The sequence below is a fragment of the Devosia sp. A369 genome (genome assembly GCF_054489345.1).
The window spans coordinates 197,341-219,589 of record NZ_JBTMWV010000006.1 but is presented as its reverse complement, the minus strand read 5'-3'; the positions used below and the strand labels follow the sequence as shown (position 1 = coordinate 219,589).

General features: G+C 61.6%; 21 protein-coding genes and 2 tRNA genes. 15 read left to right on the top strand and 8 right to left on the bottom strand.

What is annotated here, in order from left to right:
- Positions 1–104 (top strand): transposase domain-containing protein (locus ACX3OZ_RS10645; RefSeq protein WP_459104487.1); only part of this gene is annotated, 104 nt, incomplete at its 5' end.
- Positions 105–1,147: 1,043 nt separating this feature from the next.
- Here ACX3OZ_RS10645 and ACX3OZ_RS10640 read toward each other — a convergent pair.
- Both ACX3OZ_RS10640 and ACX3OZ_RS10635 read right to left on the bottom strand, forming a co-directional pair.
- Positions 1,148–1,224 (bottom strand) — tRNA-Arg (locus ACX3OZ_RS10640).
- Between the two features lie 61 nt (positions 1,225–1,285).
- A complete protein-coding gene (locus tag ACX3OZ_RS10635; protein WP_459104481.1) occupies positions 1,286–2,344 on the bottom strand; it encodes a LacI family DNA-binding transcriptional regulator in 1,059 nt (352 codons plus the stop codon).
- Positions 2,345–2,571: 227 nt separating this feature from the next.
- On the opposite strand from ACX3OZ_RS10635, the gene ACX3OZ_RS10630 reads away from it, so the two are divergent.
- From ACX3OZ_RS10630 to ACX3OZ_RS10595, 8 genes are all read left to right on the top strand, one after another.
- Positions 2,572–3,810 (top strand): ABC transporter substrate-binding protein, encoded by a 1,239-nt coding sequence (locus ACX3OZ_RS10630; RefSeq protein ID WP_459097681.1) that lies wholly within the window; start codon positions 2,572–2,574, stop codon positions 3,808–3,810.
- Between the two features lie 205 nt (positions 3,811–4,015).
- Entirely contained in the window at positions 4,016–4,885 is an 870-nt protein-coding gene (locus ACX3OZ_RS10625) for a carbohydrate ABC transporter permease (protein WP_459097739.1), read from the top strand.
- Positions 4,885–5,811, top strand: a complete 927-nt coding sequence (locus ACX3OZ_RS10620; protein WP_459097682.1) for a carbohydrate ABC transporter permease — start codon at positions 4,885–4,887, stop codon at positions 5,809–5,811. The genes ACX3OZ_RS10625 and ACX3OZ_RS10620 overlap by 1 nt, the downstream gene beginning before the upstream one ends.
- Before the next feature lie 4 nt (positions 5,812–5,815).
- Positions 5,816–6,898 (top strand): ABC transporter ATP-binding protein, encoded by a 1,083-nt coding sequence (locus ACX3OZ_RS10615; RefSeq protein WP_459097683.1) that lies wholly within the window; start codon positions 5,816–5,818, stop codon positions 6,896–6,898.
- A 187-nt stretch (positions 6,899–7,085) separates the two neighbouring features.
- Entirely contained in the window at positions 7,086–7,835 is a 750-nt protein-coding gene (locus ACX3OZ_RS10610; RefSeq protein ID WP_459104480.1) for a sugar phosphate isomerase/epimerase family protein, read from the top strand.
- 6 nt (positions 7,836–7,841) lie between these two features.
- Positions 7,842–8,981: a Gfo/Idh/MocA family protein gene (locus tag ACX3OZ_RS10605; RefSeq protein WP_459097685.1), complete on the top strand. Its 1,140-nt coding sequence runs from the start codon at positions 7,842–7,844 to the stop codon at positions 8,979–8,981.
- Between the two features lie 162 nt (positions 8,982–9,143).
- Positions 9,144–10,199, top strand: coding sequence for a sugar phosphate isomerase/epimerase family protein (locus ACX3OZ_RS10600; RefSeq protein WP_459104479.1), 1,056 nt, complete (start codon positions 9,144–9,146; stop codon positions 10,197–10,199).
- 166 nt (positions 10,200–10,365) lie between these two features.
- The gene (locus ACX3OZ_RS10595; RefSeq protein ID WP_459104478.1) at positions 10,366–11,517 is read left to right on the top strand and encodes a Gfo/Idh/MocA family protein; all 1,152 of its coding nucleotides are present in this window, start codon (positions 10,366–10,368) and stop codon (positions 11,515–11,517) included.
- A gap of 34 nt (positions 11,518–11,551) precedes the next feature.
- On the opposite strand, the gene ACX3OZ_RS10590 is transcribed toward ACX3OZ_RS10595, so the two are convergent.
- The 4 genes from ACX3OZ_RS10590 to ACX3OZ_RS10575 form a co-directional block, all read right to left on the bottom strand.
- Positions 11,552–12,418: a TraB/GumN family protein gene (locus tag ACX3OZ_RS10590; RefSeq protein ID WP_459104477.1), complete on the bottom strand. Its 867-nt coding sequence runs from the start codon at positions 12,416–12,418 to the stop codon at positions 11,552–11,554.
- 10 nt (positions 12,419–12,428) lie between these two features.
- On the bottom strand, positions 12,429–13,172 hold the full coding sequence (locus ACX3OZ_RS10585; RefSeq protein ID WP_459097689.1) for a sulfite exporter TauE/SafE family protein: 744 nt from the start codon (positions 13,170–13,172) through the stop codon (positions 12,429–12,431).
- 70 nt (positions 13,173–13,242) lie between these two features.
- Entirely contained in the window at positions 13,243–13,548 is a 306-nt protein-coding gene (locus ACX3OZ_RS10580) for an ETC complex I subunit (protein ID WP_459097690.1), read from the bottom strand.
- A 29-nt stretch (positions 13,549–13,577) separates the two neighbouring features.
- Positions 13,578–13,654, bottom strand: a tRNA-Pro gene (locus ACX3OZ_RS10575).
- 102 nt (positions 13,655–13,756) lie between these two features.
- On the opposite strand from ACX3OZ_RS10575, the gene ACX3OZ_RS10570 reads away from it, so the two are divergent.
- Positions 13,757–14,506 (top strand): phosphatase PAP2 family protein, encoded by a 750-nt coding sequence (locus ACX3OZ_RS10570; RefSeq protein WP_459097691.1) that lies wholly within the window; start codon positions 13,757–13,759, stop codon positions 14,504–14,506.
- On the opposite strand, the gene metC is transcribed toward ACX3OZ_RS10570, so the two are convergent.
- Positions 14,488–15,675: a cystathionine beta-lyase gene (gene metC / locus ACX3OZ_RS10565; protein ID WP_459097692.1), complete on the bottom strand. Its 1,188-nt coding sequence runs from the start codon at positions 15,673–15,675 to the stop codon at positions 14,488–14,490. The genes ACX3OZ_RS10570 and metC overlap by 19 nt on opposite strands.
- Positions 15,676–15,897: 222 nt before the next feature.
- Here metC and ACX3OZ_RS10560 point away from each other — a divergent pair, with 222 nt between their 5' ends.
- The 5 genes from ACX3OZ_RS10560 to ACX3OZ_RS10540 all read left to right on the top strand — a co-directional run bounded on the left by ACX3OZ_RS10560 (position 15,898) and on the right by ACX3OZ_RS10540 (position 21,355).
- Entirely contained in the window at positions 15,898–16,914 is a 1,017-nt protein-coding gene (locus ACX3OZ_RS10560; protein ID WP_459097693.1) for an amino acid ABC transporter substrate-binding protein, read from the top strand.
- A 110-nt stretch (positions 16,915–17,024) separates the two neighbouring features.
- Positions 17,025–18,215, top strand: coding sequence for an amino acid ABC transporter permease (locus ACX3OZ_RS10555; protein ID WP_459104476.1), 1,191 nt, complete (start codon positions 17,025–17,027; stop codon positions 18,213–18,215).
- Positions 18,216–18,220: 5 nt separating this feature from the next.
- Complete coding sequence (locus tag ACX3OZ_RS10550) at positions 18,221–19,348, top strand: amino acid ABC transporter permease (protein WP_459097695.1); 1,128 nt, start codon at positions 18,221–18,223, stop codon at positions 19,346–19,348.
- A 5-nt stretch (positions 19,349–19,353) separates the two neighbouring features.
- Positions 19,354–20,154, top strand: a complete 801-nt coding sequence (locus tag ACX3OZ_RS10545; RefSeq protein WP_459097696.1) for an amino acid ABC transporter ATP-binding protein — start codon at positions 19,354–19,356, stop codon at positions 20,152–20,154.
- Positions 20,155–20,323: 169 nt separating this feature from the next.
- Positions 20,324–21,355, top strand: coding sequence for an amino acid ABC transporter substrate-binding protein (locus tag ACX3OZ_RS10540; RefSeq protein ID WP_459104475.1), 1,032 nt, complete (start codon positions 20,324–20,326; stop codon positions 21,353–21,355).
- A 173-nt stretch (positions 21,356–21,528) separates the two neighbouring features.
- Here ACX3OZ_RS10540 and ACX3OZ_RS10535 read toward each other — a convergent pair whose 3' ends face one another.
- On the bottom strand, positions 21,529–22,245 hold the full coding sequence (locus tag ACX3OZ_RS10535) for an alanyl-tRNA editing protein (RefSeq protein WP_459104474.1): 717 nt from the start codon (positions 22,243–22,245) through the stop codon (positions 21,529–21,531).
- Between the last annotated feature and the right edge of the window lie 4 nt (positions 22,246–22,249).

The following is a 22,249-nucleotide window of genomic DNA, read 5'->3' as shown; positions in this document are numbered from 1 at the left end:
GCGTCGACCCGCACGCCTGGCTCACTCAAACGCTTGACCGTATCGCAGGCGGCTGGCCAAACAGCCAGATCGCCGACCTCATGCCATGGAACTTCAGCCGGTAACGGCTCCGGCTAACCGCTTACATTGCATTGTTCCTTTGACAAGCCGCGTAACTGCGACGTCCGTACAACGTCAAAGGTATGGTGTAGTTGCGAGCTCGGTGATTTCGTGATCGGGCTCTAGCTTTTACATCAGACAGAAAAAGCCCGCCGGGTGGAGCGCCAGCGGGCTAGCTGGGCATGAATAAGGACTTGGGAGGAAGCGCGGCGCCGACGCTCTGGTTCCTCGCCCAAAGAAAACCCCGCTCGATGGCGGGGCTGAGTGACTTTGGAAACTGGTCAGGCGGGGGGCGGAAGCCTGGGGGCGATAAGCCCTCCCAGAGCCCAAAGGCCTATTATGATCAGGCATTGCGATAGTGGCAACAACAAGCCCGCTCGGGTAGGGAGATGGCGGGCGCCGGATTAGCTGTTAACGCGTCTCGTGGGAAAGAGGCTGACAAGCTGAGCAGACTTACGGCTTCTGCTGCTCAGGGCTCCTGAGAGCATAACTTTGACGGTTACATCAGCTGGCTTCCTGCCAAGTGGCAGCCTCATATTCCTGCCATCGATCTGAGCGTGGATGACGCCGCCCTCAACGAAGTATGAGGCAGATACGACCCGGCCCTCGTGTGTGACATCAACAGTTTGGACGACGTGTTCAAGGAGCATTTGAACCTCCGCATGGAGTTTCGACTTCCTCCGTGCATCGGGGAAGGGCACCTAGATAATTGCGCAGGGAGCGCCCGGAAAACAGCAATGCTGGAGGGGCCCGCAGGGCCGCAGCTTGGTCCGGTCGAGAGGGAGCGTAGGCCCGTTCCAGTCGAGAGTCGACCCCAGAGCTTGCCAACAAAAAAGCCCGATGGCAGAGGGCGGGTGTTCATTCCCCGAGCTTAGCGCGACCCTCGGCTGAAAGGGAATAGGGCCACCTGGCTGCCCGCTCCGACATGCTTTGAGTCGCCCGCAGGCGAACGTGCGGGGAACAGAATTGTCCCACATTAAAATGCCTTGAAAAATGTGGGACAATTTGGGGAGAAAACATCAGCGAAATCAACGTGCTGATAAATAGATGGCGATCCCGGGAGGACTCGAACCTCCGACCAACAGCTTAGAAGGCTGCTGCTCTATCCGGCTGAGCTACGGGACCGGCGCATGTGGCTTCATTTAGCGTATTTCGGCACAAAGGAAACGCCCTTGTTGCCGCAAGTTCATTCTGATGTGGCGGATTGGTCGAGGGCAGGGGCCCGCGCTGTGCTGCCCCGTATAATTATCTCCGAACTCAGCACCATATGCATCGGCACCCGGCTCTGCTGCTGGCCTTCGATGATATCGATCAGTGCGCCGGCCGCGATCCGGCCCAGCGCGGCGCGCGGCTGCCGCATGGTGGTCAGCGGCGGCCAGATATTGGACGCCACCTCCAGATCGTCAAAGCCGATCACCGAGATATCGCGCGGGCATTCCAGCCCGTTCCGGCGCAGCCCGGCAATGAAGCCGATGGCGCTCTCGTCATTCGCCGCGAAAACGGCCGTGGGCCGGTCATCCAGCGCCAGATAGTGCCGGGCGGCGGCCTGGCCCGACGCCATGTCGAAACCGCCCGCCAACAGCCACTCCGGGCGAATGGCGAGGTCGGCGGCTCTCATTGCCTGGGTGAAGCCGGTTTGCCGTTCGCCGGTCAGCACATTGTCGGCCGGCCCCCTGATATGGCCGATCTTGCGGTGCCCCAATTCGATCAGATGCCGCGTCGCTTGCGCCGCAGCGAAGACATTGTCGGTCTTGACGGTGTGGAACGGGGCGTGCGGAATTTCCTCGCAGGCCACGATCAACGGCACCGGCATCGGATCGCCGGCGAGCATCATCAGCTGCTCGAGGTCCACCGAGCCATCGAACAGCAGTAGGCCGTCGACCCGGTTGGATTGAAAATAGTCGCGCATCCGCCGCCCTGACTCGGCGCTCGAAAACCGGTTGGCCACCAGCACGCCATAACCGCGCGAAGCGGCCTCGCGTTCGATGGCATCGAGGATGGTTGAAAAGAACGGATTGCGGATATCGGGCAGCGCCACGAGGATAGTTCGGGCGGTTCGCTGGCGCAACGAGCGGGCCGATTGGTTGGGTGTGTAGCCGGTGACGCGCACCGCCTCGGAAATACGGTCGCGAGTGCTCTCGCTGACCCTTTCGGGGCTCGAAAGGGCGCGGCTCACGGTGGCGGTTGAAACCTCTGCAAAACGTGCAACGTCTTGAATCGTCGGTGTTTTGTTCACCAAATTCATGCCTGACAGCGCCCCCTTTCGCTGTCGGAAAGTCATTCTGTCTAAATCGGTATTGACAGGCGCGCAAGACGTGTATGAAACTAATGAAATCGATTGCAGAGATTTCGGGGACGGAGCATGCAATCGATTACACGCTCGCCAGCAGGGGAGGCCTCACAAGAAGGCAACCCTGTGGCTGGCAGGCTCGCAGGGGCGTTTCGCTCCAAGTGATCGTTGGGAGGACAACTATGAAGAAATTTGCAGTGGTTGCCGCTATGGCAACTGCTCTCCTCGGCTCCACGGCAGTCAATGCTGCGGATGTCGAAGTTATTCACTGGTGGACGTCGGGTGGCGAGCAAGCCGCCGTGTCCGTCTTCGCTCGCGAGTTCGACGCCCTGGGCGAAGACAAGTGGGTCGATACGGCCATTGCCGGTGGCGAAAACGCCCGCTCGGCCACGCTGCAGCGCACTCTTGGTGGCGATCCTCCGGGCGCCGCCCAGTTCAACATCAGCCGTCAGTTCGAAGAGCTGGCCCAGGCTGGTCTGCTGCTCGACCTGACCCCGCTTGCCACTGAAGAGGGCTGGAAGGACTTCATCCGTCCCGCCGCGATCCTCAATGTCTGCGAGTTCGAAGGCAAGATCTACTGCGTCCCTGTGAATATTCACTCGTGGCAGTGGGGCTGGGCTTCGGTTCCGGCGTTCGAAAAGGCCGGCCTGAGCCTGCCCAAGAACCTCGACGAATTCATCGCCGACGCGCCCAAGCTGCAGGAAGCCGGCATCATCCCCTTCGCCATCGGTGGCGAAGCCTGGCAGATCGGTGGCGCCATGGGCGTCGTCATGCTGAGCCAGCTCGGCAAGACCGGCCATGAAGCCATCTACAAGGATCGCAATCTCGACGTCGCCGGCGGGCCCGAAGTCAAGCACGCCATCGAAATCTTCAAGTCGCTCAAGCAGTATACCGACGAAGGTTCGGCCAACCGCACCTGGAACGACACCACCAACCTCGTGATCAATGATCAGGCAGCAATGCAGATCATGGGTGACTGGGCTCGTGGCGAGTTCGCCGTTGCCGGCGAGAAACCCGGCGTCGATTACGCCTGTATCGCAGGCCCGTCCGAGCAGCCTTATCTCGATACCGGCGGCGACATCTTCCTGTTCCCGAAACAGGATGACGCTGCGGTTGAAGCCGCTCAGCTGAAGATGGCCTCCATGATGGTCAATCCGCAGGTCCAGGCCCTGTTCAACAACGCCAAGGGTTCGCTCCCGGTGCGTGACGACGTTGACATGTCCCTGGCCGACGATTGCATGAAGGTCGGCCTCGAGATCCTCAAGGACCCCGATCACGTGATCCAGGGCGCCGGCATCTATCTGACCCAGGACTCGGTCGGCCAGATGGACGACCTTTGGGCCGAAGCCTGGGCCAACCCCGACCTGAGCGTCGAGGAAATCCAGCAGCGCTTCGTCGACATCATCGCGTCGGCTGAATAACCATCGCTGACAAGCCGGGTGGCTCCGCATAGGGCCGCCCGGCTTGGCATTTCGGGGCAAACCTGGTCGCGCCTGAGTCGGACCGCCCTTCACTACGACCCATAGGGAAATCGTCATGGCTCAGCTTGCTACGGCCAAAGAGGACGGGACTGCCGTTAGGGTAGTGTCTTCCTCTGGGCGGAAGCCGTTCCGCCTGTCGACGCTCATGTCCATCTTCGGCACCATCCCGATGATTGTCACGGCGGTCGGCGTTTTCGTCCTCTGCATCATCTACGCCTTCGTGCTGTCCTTCACCAATTCGCGCATTTTCCCGGCTTTCGCGCCGGAGAATTTCGTCGGGCTCGATCAGTATAAGCGCCTGTGGTCCACCGGCCGCTGGCTGGTCTCGGTCAACAATATCTGGTTCTTCGGCCTGCTCTCGATCGGCGCCAACATGACGGCAGGCTATCTGCTGGCTGTGTTCATGGATCAGCGCATCAAGGCAGAGGACTGGTTCCGCTCGATTTTCCTCTATCCCTTCGCCATGTCGCTGGTCATTACCGGCCTGGTCTGGCGCTGGATTCTCGATCCGAATTACGGCATCCAGGCCACCGTCCGCGGCCTTGGCTTCACCGAATTTGCCTTCGCGCCGCTGGTCAATTCCGGCACCGCCATTTACGGCCTCGTCGTCGCCGGCATCTGGAACGGCGTTGGCGTCACCATGGCGATCATGCTGGCCGGCCTGCGCGGCATCGACAGCGAAATCTGGAAGGCTGCCCGTATCGACGGCATCCCGACCTGGAAAACCTATCTCTTCATCGTGCTGCCGATGATGCGCGGCGCCATTCTCACCGCCTTCATCCTGCAATGCGTCGGCGTGGTCCGCGTCTATGACCTGATCGTCGCCATGACCCAGGGCGGCCCCGGCATCTCCACCCAGATGCCCGCCGTCTTCGTCATCCAGCACATTACCGACCGCTCCAATGTGGGGCTCGGCATGGCCGCCGCCACCATGATGCTGCTGCCGGTGATCGTGTTGCTCGGCATTCAGGCCTTTGCCCAGTGGCGTGCCAACCAGGTCAAGGAGAGCGCATAATGACCACCGAAATTCTCGCCGCCTCCGCCGCCACCCGTACCCGTATCGAAGCCGGCCCGCGCGGCGCCAAGCCCAAGACGCTGACCATCGGTCGCGTCGGCGTCTATGTATTCCTCGTCCTGGCCGCTCTGTTCTTCCTCATGCCCCTCTGGGTCATGGTGGTGACCTCGCTCAAGGCCATGCCGGAAATTCAGATGCGCCACATTTTCCAGTGGCCGCAGCAGATCACCTTCGAACCCTGGCTCAAGGCCTGGGACACCGCCTGTACCGGCCGTGACTGCAACGGCCTCAAGCCCGGCTTCCTCAATTCGGTGAAGATCACCCTGGTCGGCACCACCATTTCCATCGTCATCGCCGCCCTCAATGGCTACGCGCTGTCGTTCTGGAAATATAAGGGCGCCAATATCCTGTTCGGCCTGCTCGTGTTCGGCGCCTTCGTGCCCTACCAGGTGGTGATCTATCCGTTGATCATCGCCCTGCGCGAACTGGGGCTGTTCGGCACCTTCCCCGGCATCATCATCATCCACACCATCTTCGGCATGCCGATCCTGACGCTGCTGTTCCGCAATTTCTTCGCCTCGCTGCCGCCCGAACTGTTCAAGGCAGCGCGCGTCGACGGGGCAGGGTTCTGGCAGATTTTCTTCCAGATCATGGTGCCGATGGCGGTGCCGATCACCATCGTGGCCGTCATCCTGCAGGTCACCGGCATCTGGAACGACTTCCTGTTCGGCACCGTGTTTGCCGGTCGCGAGAACATGCCGATGACCGTGCAGCTCAACAACATCGTCAATACGACAACCGGCGTGCGCGAATACAACGTGCACATGGCGGCGACCATTCTGACCGCTGCCGTGCCGCTGGCTGTCTATTTCATCTCAGGCAAATGGTTCGTCCGCGGCATCGCCGCCGGTGCGGTGAAGGGTTAAGCAGATGCAACACAGTGTTTCCATCCGGGATCTATCGCTCAGTTTCGGCAGCGTGAAGGTTCTCGAACATCTCGACCTCGACATCGCGCAGGGTGAGTTCATCGTGCTGCTCGGGCCTTCGGGCTGCGGCAAGTCCACTTTGCTCAATTGCATCGCCGGTCTGCTCGACGTGTCCGATGGCCAGATTTTCATCGGCGGCAAGAACGTCACCTGGGAAGAGCCCAAGGATCGTGGCATCGGCATGGTGTTCCAGTCCTATGCGCTCTATCCGCAAATGACCGTGGAGCGGAACCTCAGCTTCGGCCTGCGCGTCGCCGGCATGAAGAAGGACGAGATCGACAAGCGCGTGCAGCGTGCTGCCGAAATTCTGCAGATTCAGCCACTCTTGCAGCGCAAGCCGGTGGAACTGTCCGGCGGTCAGCGTCAGCGCGTCGCCATCGGCCGGGCCTTGGTGCGCGACGTTGATGTGTTCCTGTTCGACGAGCCGCTGTCCAACCTCGACGCCAAGCTGCGCAGCGATTTGCGCGTCGAGATCAAGCGTCTGCATCATCGCCTGAAGAATACCATGATCTACGTCACCCACGACCAGATCGAGGCGCTGACCCTGGCCGACCGCATCGCCGTGATGAAAAACGGCGTCATCCAGCAACTGGCCGATCCGCACACCATCTATAACAAGCCGGTCAATCTCTATGTCGCCGGCTTCATCGGTTCGCCGCAGATGAACATGCTGCATGGCACGCTGGACGGCACGACCTTCACCGCCGACGATGGCACGGTAATTCCGGTGGGCACCTATCACTTCACCGATCCCGTCAGCGCCAGCACCAAGGCGGTGCTTGGCGTGCGTCCCGAACACATCGTGCTGGGTGAGGACGTCAAGAAGATGCCGTTCTCGCTCGAAATCGAGATCGAAATCGTCGAACCGATGGGCTCCGACACCTTGGCCTGGACCAAGATCGCCGGCCATCCGGTGACCTTCCGCGTCGATAGCGATGTCCATCTCAGCGTTGGTCAGAAGCTGGTCGTCGGCTTCGATCCGGCGCGCGGTTCGATCTTCAGCGCCGAGTCCACCAACCGTCTCTAAGTCGATTTTCCTGCATTGCGGCAGCGCCTTCGGGCGCTCCGCTTCTGTCTCGCCTCAATGCATCCGGCCAATGTTACTTTTGCGGTGATTGGTCTGCCGCGCAGGCGCGACGGCTTCCCGAAACCACGCTATCCCAAGCATCTCCAGCGGATGCGATTGCCCATTCTAACGTTACAACGAGGCCCTAATGACCGTTTTGTCATTCCAGCTCTACAGCGCCCGGAATACCCCGTCGCTTGAAGATTTTCTCAGCAAGCTTGGCGCGCTGGGCTACACCCAGGTCGAGGGCTATGGCGGGCTTTATGACGACGCTGCCGGCCTGGCCGCCAGTCTCAAGAAGAATGGCCTCGCCATGCCGACCGGCCATTTCGGCCCGGCCCAGGTGGCCGATGTGTCGACCACGCTCAAGACCGCCGAAACCCTCGGCATGAAGAAGATCTTCTGCCCCCATATCGGCCCTGAAGGCCGCAGCGCCGACGAGTCCAAATGGCTCGAACTGGCTGAAATGCTGGCCAAGGCCGGCGAGACCTATGCCAAGGAAGGCTATGGCTTCGGCTGGCACAACCATGATTTCGAATTCGTGCCCACCAGCTCGGGCCGCACGCCGATGGAAATCATCCTCGAAACCGCGCCCAATATTGAATGGGAATGCGACGTGGCCTGGGTGGTGCGCGGCAAGGCCGATCCACTCGCCTGGTTCGACCGCTATGGCAGCCGCATCACCGCCGTCCACGTCAAGGATATCGCCCCCGCTGGCGAATGCCTTGATGAAGACGGCTGGGCCGATGTCGGCCATGGCGTGCTCGATTGGGACAATCTGATCGGCAAGGTGCAGGCCAAGACCAAGGCGCAGTATTTCGTCGCCGAGCACGACAAGCCCTCTGACGAGCTGCGTTTCGCCACGCGCTCGATCGCTACCGCCAAGAAGTGGAAATAAGCTAAAATGGCCAAGACCTTTGGCGTCGGCATCATGGGTGCCGGCAATATCTCCAGTGCCTATCTGCGCCTCGCGCCCCTATTCAAGGGGCTCGAGGTGCGCGCTATCGCCGATATTCTGCCTGCCGCCGCTCAGACCCGCGCCGAGGAATTCGGCGTTCGGGCGCAGACGCCCGATGAGTTGCTCAACAACAGCGAAATCGACGTCATCGTCAACCTGACCATCCCGGCGACCCATTATTCGGTGTCGATGGATATCGTGTCGGCCGGCAAGCACGCCTATTCCGAAAAGCCCTTCGTGCTGTCGCTCGAAGAGGGCATGGCGCTGAAAAAGGCCGCCGATGATCGCGGCCTCAATGTCGGCTCGGCCCCGGACACCTTCCTCGGCGGTGCACACCAGCAGGCCCGTGAAATCATCGATAGCGGCAAGCTCGGCAAGATCATGAGCGGCACCACCCACGTCATGAGCCGTGGCATGGAGCATTGGCATCCCAATCCGGACTTCTTCTTCCAGCCCGGCGCCGGCCCGATCCTCGATCTCGGCCCCTATTATGTCACCGATCTGGTCCACCTGCTCGGCCCGGTGAAGCGCCTGTCGGCCTTCACCAACATGGCCCGCACCGAGCGCGAAGTGACCGCCGAAGGCCCCTATAAGGGGACTTTCGTCAAGGTCGGTACGCCCACCACCATCCATGGCATTCTCGAATTCGCCTCCGGCGCCATCGTCACTATCGGCGCCAGCTGGGACGTGGCGGCGCATGGCCACCACAATATCGAGCTCTACGGCACCGATGGCTCGATCTTCGTGCCCGATCCGAACTTCTTCGGCGGCGATCTGGTCACCGCCAACATCGCCGGCGAGCGCAGCAACGTCACGCCGTGGGATCACCCCTTCGGCAAGGCCAATCAGGAACTCGACAAGCCAATCCCGCGCGCCAATTACCGCGCGGCCGGCCTCGCCGACATGATGGCCTCCATCGAGGGCGGCTATCGCGCCCGTTGCGGGCTCGACGTGGCGCTGCATGTGGTCGACGTGATGACCAGCCTGCTCAAGGCCGGCGAGAGCGGTCAGGTGCTCACCCTGTCGACCACCTGCGAGCGCCCGCTGGCCCTCAGCCCGACTGACGCATTGGCGCTGCTGAAGTAATTGAGGTGCGTACCTCATTGACAGGCCCACGGGCCTGTCGAACAATGCAAATAACAACAGACCTCATCCTGGGCCAGTCAAAGGGGCAGGGTGGGGTTTCGTGCTGAATCGGTAAGGAACAAGGCGCCGCCATCTAGCAGGGGCCACACGAGGAGAATCGACATGCGCACCATCAAGGGGCCCGCAATCTTTCTGGCGCAATTCGCGGGCGACGCGGCGCCGTTCAATTCCTTCGACGCCATTTGCGGCTGGGCGGCTGGCCTCGGCTATAAGGGCGTGCAGATTCCGACCTGGGTCGGCAGCCTGATCGATCTCGAAAAAGCCGCCACCTCCAAGACCTATGCCGATGAACTGGCCGGCACCGCCGCCAAGCATGGCCTCGCCATCACCGAGCTTTCCACGCACCTGCAGGGGCAACTGGTTGCCGCGCATCCGGTTTACGACACCATGCTGGATGGCTTTGCCCCGGCTGCCGTCCATGGCAATCCCAAGGCCCGTCAGGAATGGGCGGTGCAGCAGCTGAACTGGGCGGCCAAGGCCTCGCAGAATCTCGGCCTCACCGAACACGCGACCTTCTCGGGCGCACTGGCTTGGCCGTTCCTCTATCCATTCCCGCAGCGCCCGGCAGGCCTGGTCGAAGAAGCCTTTGACGAACTGGCCCGCCGCTGGATGCCGATCCTCAATACATTTGACGATAACGGCGTCGACGTCTGCTACGAAATTCACCCCGGTGAAGATCTGCATGACGGCGTGACCTACGAGATGTTCCTCGAGCGTGTGAACAACCACCCCCGCGCCAATCTGCTCTACGATCCCAGCCACTTCGTGCTGCAGCAGCTCGATTATCTCGACTACATCGACATCTATCACGAGCGGATCAAGATGTTCCACGTCAAGGACGCCGAGTTCAATCCGACCGGTCGGCAGGGCGTCTATGGCGGCTATCAGAGCTGGATCAACCGAGCCGGGCGCTTCCGTTCGCTCGGCGACGGCCAAGTCGACTTCGCCTCGATCTTCTCCAAGATGGCGCAGTACGACTTTGCCGGCTGGGCCGTGCTCGAATGGGAATGCGCCATCAAGCATCCAGAGGATGGCGCTCGCGAAGGCGCCGAGTTCATCAAGAACCACATCATCCGCGTCACCGAACACGCCTTCGACGATTTCGCCTCGTCCGGCACCGACCTCGCGGCCAACCGCAAGATTTTGGGGCTAAGCTAAAGTCCGCAGTCGGGCCTCCCTCCCCCTTGAGGGGAGGGATCGAGGGTGGGGGTCGTTTGAGCTCTTGTGCTGAACTACGCCGACCCCCACCCTAGCCCTCCCCTTAAGGGGGAGGGGGCGCCCACTTGGATAACCTTGAACAAACAACGACAATAGGGAGGCTTCAATGGCTGAGAACGGCGCAAAGCGCATTCGCCTGGGCATGGTTGGCGGCGGCACGGGAGCCTTTATCGGCTACGTCCACCGCGTCGCGGCCCGCATCGATGGTGACTATGATCTGGTGGCCGGCGCCCTGTCGTCGCGCCCTGAGGTAGCCCTCGAATCCGGCCGCAATCTCGGCTTGGCCGAAGACCGCATCTACACCTCCTACGAGGAAATGGCCCGCGCCGAGGCCGCCCGCCCGGACGGCATCCAGGCGGTCGCCATCGTCACGCCCAACCATATGCATTACGGCCCGGCCAAGGCCTTCCTCGAAGCCGGCATCCACGTCATTTGCGACAAGCCAATCACCAGCACTTTGGAAGATGCTCGCAAGCTTGCTGCCATTATTCCCAAGAATGGCGCCCGGTTTCTTCTCACCCATAACTACACCGGCTTCCCGCTTATCCGGCAGGCCCGCGAGCTGGTCGAATCCGGTACGCTGGGCAAGATCCGCGTCATCCAGGTCGAATATCCGCAGGATTGGCTGACCGAACCCGCCGCCGACGACAACAAACAGGCCTCCTGGCGCACCGATCCGGCCCGTTCCGGCGCCGGCGGCGCCATCGGCGATATCGGCACCCACGCCTACAATCTGGCGCGCTTCGTCACCGGCCTCAAGACCGACTCGGTGTCGGCTGACCTCACCAGCTTTGTCGAAGGTCGGCAGCTCGATGACAACGTCCACATCATGCTGCGCTTCGAAGGCGGGGCCAAGGGGATGCTCTGGGCCAGCCAGGTGGCGGTCGGCTGCGAAAACGGCCTGCAACTGCGCGTCTATGGCGACAAGGGCAGCATCGAGTGGCGGCAGGATAACCCGAACTACATGTGGTTCGCCGAATTCGGCAAGCCGCGTCAGCAGCTTACGCGTGGCGGCGCCATTTCCGGCATTGCCGCCTCCACCATGAATGTGCGCATCCCCTCCGGCCACCCCGAGGGGTATCTGGAAGCCTTCGCCACGCTCTACAGCCAGTTCGCTGCGGTCATTCGTGGCGACGGCGCGGCCTATGAAGGCCTGCTGCCCACGCTGGCTGACGGCGTCGAAGGCATGCAGTTCATCATCGCCTCGGTGCAGTCCAGCCAGAACGACGGCAAATGGACCAGGCTCAGCGACGTCTGACAATCACAAAAATCCCCGCGCAAGCGGGGATTTTTTACTGCACCCGCTGCACCCGATACCCAGCCTGCTCCAGCAGATCGAGCACGCTGCCATCGCCGATCAGATGCGCCGCGCCGACAATGATCAGGTTTTCCTGATTCTCCGCCAGCATCGCCTCGATCGGCCCGAGCCAGTTCTGGTTGCGCGCATAGAGCAACCGATCGAGAAACGCCGTCTCAAAGCCGCCCAGCTCCATCAGGAACAGGTCGGCCAACTGCTCGGGTGTGCCGTCCACCCAGCGCGTTTTCATCTTGTCCATCAGCTTGGGTAGCGCGTCGAGCTGGTCGAGCGTCGCCTGTAGCATGGCCAGTTGCTCATCGTCCGGCGCCCCCGCCAGCACCTCCAGCTGCTCGGCGCCGGTTTCGAGAAACCCGAGCCGCTCCTCACTGATTTCCGGCTGCAGGATGAATTCGACGCCCTGGTCCTGATAGCCATGTGCAGCCAGCATCTGCACCGTGATGGTATTGGTCGCCATCCAGGGCCGCATGGCCAGCACCATCCCCATCGGCATATCCATCGCCGCCGCCTGCTGGCGCAATTGCGCTTCCAGCGCCTCGTCCATCACATCGGTCAGCAGCGTGCCATCGACATAGACGCCGCGCGCGAAAGCGTTGGCGCCCATCTGGGCAATGGCCGCCGGGCGCACATCGGTTTCGAACACCACACTGTCGGCTTCAGCCAGCACTCCGTCAAACAGCTCGGTCCGCCATTCCGTACCCTCGGGCAGGATGTGGAACGAGCCAAACAGCCAGATGGAACTATCGTCGTCACGCACTTCCCACAGGGCCGGATCGGCCAATACGGGACTGGCCAGAGCAAAACCCAAGAGGACCGGGAGCAGGCAGCGAGCAGACAGCGTCATCGGATACCTCTTAAACCCAGAGTACGACACTACCCCAGACCAGCGTCAAACCCGACACCAAGAGCAACATCAGAATCAGGCGGCGGAATGTCTGCGTCGCCAGCCGGCGGAACAGCAGCACGCCCAGCACCGCCGGAACCGACAAGACCGGGGTGATCCAGACAAACATCACCAGCGCCTCATTGGTAATGCCGCCGGACAGCGCATAGGCGGTGAGGGTGGTGATGTGCATGGCGATATTGAACGCCTGCAGCACGCCACGCTGGGTATCCTTGTCCCAGCCGCGCAGCGTGGTCCACAGCGCCGGCACCGGTCCAGAGATCCCGGCCAGCCCGCCCAGCACGCCACCGGCAAAGCCGGCCGCGCCATCGGCAATTTTGCCGCCATGATGCCAGGCATAGTCAGCCGGCATCAGCAGCATCACCGGGCAATACAGCAGCAGGAACACGCCCAGCGCGAATTTGAACAGTGTCGGGTCGACCCATTGCAGCAGCACCACGCCGAGCGGCACGCCGATCAACCCGCCAAGCACCAGTGGCACCAGCTTGCGGATATCAAAGCCGCGCCACACCCAGGGCAGGGCGACCAATTGTCCGATGAGCGAACCAAACACCGCCATCGGGGCCGCCAACTGCGGATCGATGGCCCAGGCCCAGATCGACAGCGCCACCATGGAAAAGGCAAAGCCGGAGACACCTTGGGCAAACCCGGCGGCGGCGGCCCCGAGCAGCACGATCACCATGACGCTATCCATGCGATCTCCCAAAAAACAAAAGCGCCACAATCACTTGCGGCGCGTTGCAGATTCTATGTCTGAGAAAACCCTAATGGGTCCAGGGCGTCTTGCGGTCGGAACGGAAATTGTCCGGGTAGCTCTGGCGCTTGGGGATGTCGTCATGCGCCGACAGCACCGAATAGGCGAGGCCATTCTTCTGTGCGTAGGCCTCGGCTTCGTCCTGGGTGTCGAAGCTCAGCTTGACCTGCTGGCGCGTATCGCCGGAGCTCGTATAGCCCATCAGCGGATCAATTTCCCGTGGTGAGGCTGGTTCGAAGACCAGTACCCATTGCTTGGAATTGCCGCGTCCCGACTGCATGGCATTGCGGGCCGGGCGGTAGATACGGGCGATCATGCAAAGTCCTCAACACGATGCAAATATGATGGTCGGAGTACAAAGATTCGAACTTTGGACCCCCGGTTCCCAAAACCGGTGCTCTACCAGGCTGAGCTACACTCCGAAATCGATCGACTGGTTAGCCTGTTCGTTTCCAAAGGGCAAGCGTGTGTTGGCATTGAGCTGCACTATTGACGGGAAAGATCGCTCCCCGCAAAACCATGGCATGACCGATCTTACCAAACGCTGGCCGCTGGGCCTCGATAGTCGCCGCTGGCCGTGGTTCTGCTTTGCCGTTGTCATCGGCGTCGCCCTGCTGTCGCAGATCGATATCTGGGCTTCGCGCGGCACCATCGCCTGGCCCGAGCAATGGCGCGCGCCATTCTTCTTCATCACCGATTATGGCCTGTCCGACTGGGTGCTGATTCCCACGCTGGTGCTGGTGCTTCTCGCCCTGCCGGCCGCGCCGCTGCTCAGGCATTTGTCGCGTCTGGTCGCCGTCGAAATTGCCATGCTGTCCGGCTTCATCTTTTTGGGCGTCGGCATCCCCGGGCTCATTGTCACCATTCTCAAGCGGATCATCGGTCGCAGCCGCCCGGTCGAATTCGACAATGTCGGCGCCTTTGCCTTCCATCCCGTCGCCAATGCCTGGGATTTCCAAAGCTTTCCCTCGGGCCACACCACCACGGCCATCGCCACGGCCTTTGTCATCGGTTTCCTGTGGCCCCGGCTGTTCCCGCTGTTCTTCGCCATTGGCATCGCGGTCGGCTTCTCGCGGGTGCCGGTGGGCATGCATTATCCCACCGACGTGTTTGCCGGGCTGATCGTCGGCATGCTGGGTGCCTATCTGGTGCGCAATCTATTTGCCCGCCGCCGCTGGCTGTTCACGATCCGGCCCGATGGCCGGATCGTGCGGCGTCGCTTCATCGCCCTGCGGCGCGCGGCCCAACGCGTTGGTCAGCGCGCCCGGGCATAGCGGGTGATAGCGGCCTTGAGGTCAGCCTTGAGGTCGTCGACGCCTTCCAGCCCGATATGCAGGCGGAACAGATTGCCCTCTTCGGTCCATGGCCGGGCCGTGCGGTTCTTGCCGAGCCTGACCGGCAGGCACAGGCTTTCATAGCCGCCCCAGGAATAGCCCATGGTGAACAGCTCCATCTCGTCCACAAAGGCGGCGACCGAGGCGCGCGGGGCAGGGGCCAGCACCACCCCGAACAGGCTCCCCGAGCCGGTGAAGTCGCGCTTCCACAATTCATGGTCAGGATGGCTGGGCAAAGCCGGGTGCAGCACTCGCACCACCTCGTCTTGCTGCTCCAGCCAGCGGGCAATCTCCAGCGCCCGCTCCTGATGCTCCTTCATGCGGATGGCCAGTGTGCGCAACCCGCGCGCCACGAGGAAGGCGTCGTCGCCCGAGGTAAAGAACCCCAGCTCCCGCCGCGTCCGCTCGACATTGGCCCAGGCTGCCTCGGTGGTCGAAATCGTGCCGGCAAACGTATCGGAGTGGCCGACGAACATTTTGGTGCCGGCATGCACCACGATATCGGCGCCCAGCGCCAGCGGCTTCATATAAAGCGGGCTGGCCCAGCTATTGTCGACGATCAGGCTGGCATTGCCCGCATGGGCCACCTTGGCCAGTGCCGGAATATCCTGCACTTCAAAGGTCAGCGACCCCGGGCTTTCGGCCAGCACCGCTTTGGTGTTGGGCTGCATCAGTTCCGCCAGCCCGGCGCCGATTCGCGGGTCGTAATAGCGGGTTGTCACCCCCATGCGCGCCAGAAAACCATCACTGAAGATGCGGCCGGGCTCATAGGCGCTGTCGCTGATCAGCAGGTCGTCGCCCGCCTTGACGCAGCTCAGCAGGGCAACGGTGATTGCCGCCAATCCGGAGGGCACCAGCTGGGTCCGGTGAGCGCCCTCTAGCGCGGTGATGATCGCTTCGACCCCTTCAGTGGTGGGGTTGCCTGCTCGCCCATAAAGAAAGCGCTGCTGTTGAGATTCCAGTTCTGCCAGTGATTTAAACAGTACCGTCGAGCCGCGATACACCGGCGTATTGACGAAACCGAACTGGTCATCTGGGTATCGACCGTGATGGGTCAATACCGTCTCAACCGACTGATCTAGTATAGTATTATTTTTATGGACGCTCATGCTTTGGCTCTGTGCTCAAAATCAGATCAATGTGAGAATAATGGCTATAAAAGAGACAGCTTTACTGTCTTAACTCCCCATCAGCTCTTGACGCAACGGTCAATAGACGCTTGCATGCTTAGCAGCATCAGACCGCCATACAAAGGCGGCGGTGCCACTGGAGACGCTGGTGCAAGCTGCTGCGCTCCGGGACACAGGGTCAGGAAACAAAAGGCAAAATCAATGCAAAAAACGCTCGTAACGTTCGCGGTCGCGGCCTCGCTCGGCCTCGTCGCGACGGCAGCGCAAGCGGCCATTCTCGATGACGTAAAGGCAAAGGGCTATATTCAGTGCGGCGTGACCGGCGGCGTGGCTGGCTTCTCGGCACCCGATTCGAACAACGTCTGGACCGGTATCGAAGTCGACTATTGCCGTGCGCTTGCCGCTGCGGTCTTCAACGACGCCGACGCAGTCCGCTTCACCTCGCTGACCAGCCAGGAACGCTTTACCGCGCTGTCCGCCGGTGAAATCGACGTGCTGTCGCGTACCACCACCTGGACCATGAGCCGCGATACCCAGCTGGGCATCAGCTTCATTGGCACAATGTTCTATGACGGTCAGGGCTTCATGGTCCGCAAGGACGATGGCATTGCCTCCGCTCTGGACCTCAGCGGCGCCGCCATCTGCATCGAATCCGGCACCACCACCGAGCTGAACGCGGCCGACTATTTCGCCGCCAACAACCTCGAATTCAACACCGTTGTGTTCGTTGACCAGGACGAAGTGGTGAAGGCCTACGAAGACGGCCGCTGCGACGTTTACACCACCGACTCCTCGGCTCTGGCCGCTGAGCGCTCCAAGTTCGCCGTGCCGGATGATCACATCATCCTGCCGGAAATCATCTCCAAGGAGCCGCTGGGTCCCGTGGTCCGCACCGGCGACTCGGGCTGGTTCAACATCGCTCGCTGGACCTATTTCGCGCTGCTCGAAGCTGAAGAACTGGGCGTGTCGCAGACCAATGTCGACGAAATGCTCGGCTCCGATAACCCGGCCATCAAGCGCCTGCTTGGCGTTGAAGGCGACTTCGGCACCCCGATCGGCCTGACCAAGGACTGGGCCTACCAGATCATCAAGCTGGTCGGTAACTACGCCGAAACCTACGACCGCAACGTTGGCCCAGCGACCCCGATCGGGCTGGAGCGTGGTCTGAACGCGCTGTGGCGCGATGGCGGCATCCAATACGCCCCGCCGATCCGCTAAGCTGAACAACGCCCGGCGCTCCCAATTGAGCGCCGGGTTTTTTGTTCCATCGCTCGTCGCCCCAGGGGCGACGCATGGAGCGGCCGTTACGGCCAGGGGACGTCTATCCTATGACCACTCTTGATACGGGGCCGGCCGCGGCCCCCCGGGTATCGTTCTACAACGACCCCGTGATCCGCGGCATTATATACCAGGTCGTCGTTGCTGCGCTGCTGCTTGCCTTTATCCTCTGGATCGTCGGCAACACCGCTGCCAATCTCGCTGCGCAAAACAAAACCACCGGCTTCGACTTCCTGTGGAAGACCGCCGGCTTCGACATCAGTTTTTCCCTGTTTCGCTGGACCCGTGAGTCCTACTACTGGGAAGCCTTCCTGGTCGGCATCACCAATACGCTGCTGGTGGCCTTTATCGGCATCTTCTTCGCCACGATTCTGGGCTTCACCATCGGCATTGCTCGACTGAGCAGCAACTTCATCGTCTCCAGTCTCGCCACCATCTATATTGAGACCATCCGCAATATCCCGCTGCTGCTGCAGCTGTTCTTCTGGTATTTCGCGGTGCTCAAATCGATGCCGGCGGTGGCTAAGTCCTACACCCTGCCATTCGATTCCTTCATCAACCAGCGCGGCATCTTCGTTCCGCGCCCCATGCCCGACGAACAGTTCGGCTTTGTCTGGATCGGCGTGGCGCTGGCCATCACGGCCATCATTTTCCTGCGCATCTGGGCCAAAAAGCGCCTTGAAACCACTGGCCACCGCTTCCCGGTGTTTCTCAGCTCGGTAGCCCTGCTGATCGCCTTGCCGGGCCTGGTCTGGTTCGTCAGTGGCGCCAGCGTCGCCTTCGACCCGCCGGTGCTGCAGCGCTTCAATTTCAAGGGCGGCGTGCAACTGCCCCCCGAATTCCTGGCGCTGTTGTTCGGCCTCACCATCTATACGGCAGCCTTCATCGCCGAGACGGTGCGTGCCGGCATTCTCGCCGTCAATCGCGGCCAGACCGAAGCGGCCCAGTCGCTCGGGCTCAAGGAAGGGGACCGGCTGCGGCTGGTCGTCGTACCGCAGGCCATGCGCATCATCGTGCCGCCGCTGACCAGCCAATATCTCAACCTGACCAAGAACTCCTCGCTCGGCGCCGCCATTGGCTACCCCGAATTGTTCAACGTCTTTGCCGGCACCGCGCTCAACCAGACCGGCCGCGCCATCGAATGTATCGCGCTGACCATGCTGGTCTATCTGACGTTCTCGCTGGCCACCTCGATGATCATGAACTGGTATAATGCCCGCGTCACTCTGGTGGAGAGGTGACAGCCATGACCGATATTGGATTCGTTCGCGGCGATTTGGTTGCAGCCAAAGCCCCGCCCCATCGCACCACCGGCGCCATCGCCTGGGCGCAGAAGAACCTCTTCGCCACCCCCAGCGATACCGTGCTGACGATTTTGGGCATGCTGTTCCTGCTCTGGATCGTGCCGCCGTTGTACAACTTTATCTTCGGCCACGCCGTTGGCCCCAATGGCACGGTGGAAGAGTGCCGGATGATCGATGCCGGCGCCTGCTGGGCCTACATCAACAGCGAGATGGAGTTCTTCATCTACGGCTTCTACGACATCCCCGAGCATTGGCGCCCCAACATCGTCTTTGCCATGGGCGCGCTGCTGTTCATCCCGCTGCTGATCCCCAGGGCGCCGTTCAAGCGCGTCAATGCGGTGCTCTTCCTCTTCGTCTTCCCTATCGTCAGCTATGTCCTGCTGATGGGCGGCATGTTCGGCCTCAAGCCGATGCCCACCGAAAAATGGGGCGGCTTGCTGGTCACGCTGATCATCTCGGTGGTCGGCATCACGGTGTCCTTCCCGCTCGGCGTCATCCTGGCGCTGGGACGGCAATCCAAGCTCCCGGTGATCCGCACGCTGTGCATCGCCTTCATCGAGCTGGTGCGTGCGGTGCCGCTGATCACCGTGCTGTTCATGGCGTCGATCATGCTGCCGCTATTCATGCCCCAGGGCATGACCGTCGATAAGCTGCTGCGGGCGCTGGTGGGCGTGACGCTGTTCACCTCGGCCTATATGGCCGAAGTGGTGCGCGGGGGGCTGCAGGCCATTCCGCGCGGACAATATGAGGCCGGCGCGTCGCTTGGCCTCGGCTACTGGCAACGGATGTATTTCATCATCCTGCCCCAGGCGCTCAAGCACGTGATCCCGGGCATCGTGAATAACTTCATCTCGCTCTTCAAGGATACGTCGCTGGTTTACATCGTGGGCATGAAAGACCTGCTCGAAGCCGTCAAAACCAAGAATGACTCGGCGCTGGAATGGCAATCCGCCAATACGGCGACCACCGGCTATCTGTTCGCCGCCATGGTCTTCTGGGTGTTCTGCTTCGGCATGTCGCGCTATTCCATGTATATGGAGCGCCGCCTCAATACTGGTCATAAAAGGTAGTTCAAATGTCCCATGCTTCCGAAACGACAGTTGATCGCCGCATCGACACGACACAGATGCAGGTCTCCGACACGCATGTGGCCATCGAGGTCATCGGCATGCACAAATGGTATGCCGACTTCCACGTGCTGCGCGACATCAACCTCAAGGTGATGGAAGGCGAACGCATCGTCATCGCCGGGCCTTCGGGCTCCGGCAAGTCGACCCTGATCCGCTGCATCAACCGCCTGGAAGAACACCAGGAAGGGCAGATCATCGTCAACGGCACCGAACTGACCGCCGACCTCAAGCGCATTGATGAAGTGCGCCGCGAAGTGGGCATGGTGTTCCAGCACTTCAATCTGTTCCCGCATCTGACCATTTTGCAGAACCTGACGCTGGCGCCGATCTGGGTGCGCGGGATTCCCAAGGCCGAGGCCGAAGATACCGCCATGCATTATCTCGAACGCGTCAAGATCCCGGAGCAGGCCAAGAAGTTCCCCGGCCAGCTTTCGGGTGGCCAGCAGCAGCGCGTGGCCATCGCCCGCTCGCTCTGCATGCAGCCGCGCATCATGCTGTTTGACGAGCCGACGTCGGCGCTGGACCCGGAAATGGTCAAGGAAGTGCTCGAAGTGATGATCAGTCTGGCCGAAGAAGGCATGACCATGATCTGCGTCACCCACGAAATGGGTTTTGCCCGTCAGGTGGCCAACCGTGTCATCTTCATGGATCAGGGCCAGATCATCGAGGAGAATGAGCCCGAGGCCTTCTTCTCCAATCCGCAGCATGAACGCACCAAGCTGTTCCTCAGCCAAATCCTGCACTGACGGCTTGCACCCGCCGCGCAAACAGAGGCCCTCCCGTCGGGAGGGCCTTTTTTTTGTTGGTGCGCAGAAATCTTCCGTCGTGAAATGCACAGGGCAATCCGCCATCCGCCTTGACCCTGAGTTGCCGACTGCCAATATGGTGGGACAAGGCAAGGGAAGCCCGCGGATTTTGACCATTTTTATCAAGCGATTGCTGTCGCTGGCAGTGGGTTGTGCCTGCATGCTGGCGCTTGCCCTTACCCCGGCCAGCGCCCAGACGCTGCAGACGGTGCGCGATCGAGGCTTTCTCATCTGCGGCGCCACCAATGCGCTGCCCGGCTTTGCCCAGCAGGACGCGCAGGGCCGCTGGGCCGGCTTTGATGTCGATCTGTGCCGTGGCATTGCCGCTGCCGTGTTTGGCGACCCCGACAAGATCGAATTCCGCGCCTTGCGCGGCGAGAGCCGCTTCGCCTCGCTGCAGACCGGCATGGTCGATGTGCTGACCCGCAATGGCCCCTGGACCGAGCGGCGCGATACGCTTTACGGCGCCAGTTTCGTCGGCACCGCCTTCTTCGATGGCCAGGCCTTTCTCGTGCCGCAGACCATGGGCGTGGTGTCCGCATTTGAGCTGGACGGCATCAGCGTCTGCGTCATCGATGGCGGCGAGGAACTGGAGCGCCTGCAGGAATTCTTCTTCGCCAATCAGGCGAGCTATTCCGAAGTGCCCTATGAGGACGTTTCTGATCTGGCGCTCGCCTATCAGGCCGGTCTCTGCCAGGCCGTCTCGGCCTCAGGCCGCCAGTTGCAGGCCATTCGGCGGGCGCTGCCCGATCCCTCGGCCCACCGCATCCTGCCCGAGCGCATCTCCAAGGAATTGCTCGGCCCGGTGGTGCGCGAAGGCGACCAGCAATGGTTCAATATCGTCCGCTGGACGCTGTTCACGCTGATCAATGCTGAAGAAGTGGGGATCACCGCGCTCAACGTGGATTCGCTGCTCGCCGCCCGCACCCCCTCCGTCCGCCGCATTCTCGGCGTCGAGGGCGATTTCGGCACCCCGCTGGGCCTGATGCCTGGCTTCATGGCCAATGTCATCCGCGCAGTGGGCAATTACGGCGAGCTCTACGACCGCCATTTCGGCCCCCAGACCGGCGCCGCCCTGCTGCGCGGCCAGAATGGCCTGTGGAGCAATGGCGGCCTGCTCTACGCCCCGCCGGTGCGCTAGCGGCTGGGGCTCCGCGCGAGTTGTGTCTTTAGCGCCAACCAGCCCCCACCCACGATGTCACCCCGGCCTTGAGCCGGGGCCCATCCCCAGATCTCGCCGATGCATTCATATCAGGATGGATCCCGGCTCAAGGCCGGGATGACATCGAGTCGGCTAGATGCCCCAACCGGATTCTATTCCGCAAACAACAGGCTTACGCGCCTGTTCTGCTTGCCCTTTTTCTCGATCTTGCCCAGCTTGAGCGCACCGATTTCACTCGTATTGCGCACATGCGTGCCGCCGCAGGGCTGCAGGTCGACATCGCCGATGCGGATCAGCCGCACGCGGCCCTGACCCATTGGCGGCTTGACGTTCATGGTCTTGATCAGCTCCGGATTGGCCGCCATCTCGTCGTCGCTGATCCATTCATGGCTCACCGCATAATTGCCCGCCGCCATGGCGTTGAGGGCGGCCTCCAGCTCGGCAAGGTCGTCGGGCACCGCTGGCATGTCGAAATCCAGCCGCCCCTTGTCGTCGCCCACCGAGCCGCCGGTCACCGGAAACGGAAACACCACACTCAGCAGATGCAGCGCCGTATGCATCCGCATCAGCCGATAGCGCCGCTCCCAGTCGATAACCGCCTCCACCGTTTCGCCGACCGCAACCGGGGCTTGCCCCTCGGCCGGCACATGCACGATGCGCGTCTTGTCGCCTTCGGGATGCACTGCGGTGGCGATGCTGATCGACGAACCATCCGCCCGTCTTATGTCCCCAGTGTCGCCCGGTTGCCCGCCCGAAGCGGCATAGAACACCGTCCGGTCCAGTACGATGCCGCCCTCGTCGGTCACCGCCGTCACAGTGGCGGATACCGCTTGCAGATAGCTGTCGTCGCGGAACAGAAATTCGGTCATGGCA